At 64.1% G+C, this 2359-nt stretch carries 3 protein-coding genes; 2 read left to right on the top strand and 1 reads right to left on the bottom strand.

Annotated features, from left to right (window positions below):
- Window positions 1–694 (top strand): ABC transporter permease (locus EN893_RS29490; protein WP_164901214.1); only part of this gene is annotated, 694 nt, incomplete at its 5' end.
- Window positions 694–1497, top strand: a complete 804-nt coding sequence (locus EN893_RS29485; RefSeq protein WP_127267595.1) for an ABC transporter permease — start codon at window positions 694–696, stop codon at window positions 1495–1497. The genes EN893_RS29490 and EN893_RS29485, both read left to right, overlap by 1 nt.
- On the opposite strand, the gene EN893_RS29480 is transcribed toward EN893_RS29485, so the two are convergent.
- Window positions 1494–2282: a fumarylacetoacetate hydrolase family protein gene (locus EN893_RS29480; protein ID WP_127272267.1), complete on the bottom strand. Its 789-nt coding sequence runs from the start codon at window positions 2280–2282 to the stop codon at window positions 1494–1496. The two genes, EN893_RS29485 and EN893_RS29480, sit on opposite strands and share 4 nt — an antisense overlap.
- Between the last annotated feature and the right edge of the window lie 77 nt (window positions 2283–2359).

The raw sequence follows: 2359 nt of genomic DNA, 5'->3' as shown, positions 1-2359 counted from the left end.
GTATGAGGCGCTGCTTACCGACGATCTCGTGCAGTCGGTGTTCATCCGCACGCTGCGCATCGCGGCGGTCGTCACCGTGGTTTCGGTGGCCGCTGCCTACGCCATCACCGTCGTCTGGGTGCGTGGAACCCCGGCACAGCGCCTGGTCGCCGAGTTCTGCATTCTCGTTCCCTTCTGGATTTCCGTGCTGACCCGTGCCTTCGGTTGGGTGGCGCTGCTCTCCAATCGCGGCCTGATCAACAGCTGGCTGCAGGCGATCGGCTTCATTTCCGAACCGTTGGCGCTGGTGCGCAACGAATTCGGCGTCATCGTCGGCATGACGCATTTCCTCATTCCTTTCGCCGTCTTCCCGCTGGCATCGGCTATGCGCAGCCTCGACGACCGCGTGCTCCTGGCCGCGCGCGGGCTCGGCTCCAGCCGCATGCGCACCTTCTGGACAGTGTTCGTGCCGATGACGCGCTCCGGCATCATCGGCGCGGCGATGATCGTGTTCGTCTTCTCGCTCGGCTTCTTCGTCACGCCGGCGATCCTCGGTGGCGGCCGCAGCGTCATGATCGCCGAGCTGATCTATCTCAGGATCTTCCAGAGCCCGGACTGGGGCCTGGGGGCGGCGATCAGCGTCGTGTTGGTGCTGTTCGTCGGCGCGCTGATGGCGCTTTTGTTCCGATACGTCAGACCGAAGCAGTTGATCTGATGCCGACCTACCGCCCCGGTCCCGTCTCGCTGATCATCGCCGCCCTCGTGGCGCTGTTCCTGCTGATGCCGCTGCTCGCCGTCATCCCGGTGTCGCTGACGCCGAGCCGCATGCTGGCGATGCCGTCGGGCGAACTGTCGCTGCGCCACTACCGGGCGCTGGTCGAGGACCCGCGCTGGCTCCAATCGATCCTGCTCTCGATCCGCATCGGTGTCGTCAGCAGCGCCTTTTCAACCGTGCTCGCGCTGTGCTTCAGCCTCGGCGTCTGGATGTTCCAGCCCCGCTTCACCGCGGCCCTGGTCGGCTTCGTGCTACTGCCGATGGTGGTGCCGCCGGTGGTCTCGGCGATCACGCTCTACTTCCTGCTGACCTCGATCTCGGGCTTCAGCACGTTCTTCGGCTATGACACATGGCTCGGCGTCGCCATGGCGCATTCGGTGATGACGGTGCCCTTCGCCACCGTGCTGATGCTGGTCTCGCTCAGCCAGCTCGACCGGCGCATCGACCTTGCCGCGCGGGGCTTAGGGGCCACTGTGTGGGAGCGCGCCACCCGCATCATCATGCCCAACATCAAGTTCGGCATCATCACAGCGGCACTGCTCTCCTTCGTGCTGTCGTGGGAAGAAATCGGCGTCACCCTGTTCATCACCTCGGTCAACGCCATCACCCTGCCGAGGCTGATGTGGATGGGCCTGCGCGACAACATCGACCCGGCGATCGCCGCGCTCTCGGTGATCCTGATCATCATCACCGTGCTGGTGCTGGCGGTGCGCAGTTTCGTGGCCAGGCAGCGCGGAGCCTAGACAAACCGCACCGAGACGCGGCCAAACCGGCCGAGATCGCCGGTGACTTCGTCGCCTGCCTCGACGCTTATCGGCGTCACGCAGGTGCCTGTAATCACCACCTGTCCCGGTTGGAGCGCTATGCCCAGGCCCGACAGCTCGTTGACGAGCCAGGTGAGCGCGATGCGAGGATCGCCCAACACGGCCGCTCCCGATCCGTTGTGCTGCGACTTTCCGGAAACGAAAGCGACCACGGGGTGCTTTGCAAGGTCCACGCCGCGCCAGTCGTCTTCCGCCGCCTCGCCGATGACAAACAGATTGGCGCAGGCATTGTCCGCAATGAGCTGCGGCGCCCCGACGGCGCAGAAATCGTCATAGCGTGAGTCCGGAATTTCGATCGCCGGGTGCAAGGTCGCCACGGCTTTCATCACTTCGGCGATTTCATAGGGCGCAGGACGAGGCGGCAACTCGCGGCCGAAGCGGAAAGCGAACTCGATCTCGGCCACGCGCATCTTGCTCGTCGCCAGCGAAACGGTCCCGCCGACCTCCACCGCTTTTTCGGCCAGGAGACGTCCGGCCATCGGCCTGTCGACGTTGATGTGCCTTTGTCCGGCCAGACTGGTCGCGGCAATCTTCCAGCCGAAAAGCGAGGCCGCCGAGCGATCTATGACATGCGACTGGATGGCGTAACCTTCGAGCCGTGTTTGTGGGCGCAACGCCTCAGGTATGGCGCCGAGACGGGTGCCCTGGTCCCAGTGGCCTACCAACAACCGCGAGGCAGCCCTGGTCTTTTCTGGATCCAACATCATCAGCTTCCGAAATTGCTTCGTGGATCGTCATGCGACCCTGTATCGAGCGAGAATATGTAACCAGGAATCGAGAG

The sequence above is a fragment of the Mesorhizobium sp. M7A.F.Ca.CA.004.04.2.1 genome, from assembly GCF_004022825.1.
Classification (GTDB): domain Bacteria; phylum Pseudomonadota; class Alphaproteobacteria; order Rhizobiales; family Rhizobiaceae; genus Mesorhizobium.
Note: the sequence above shows the minus strand (reverse complement) of the source record. Positions and strands in the feature narration are given on the sequence as shown.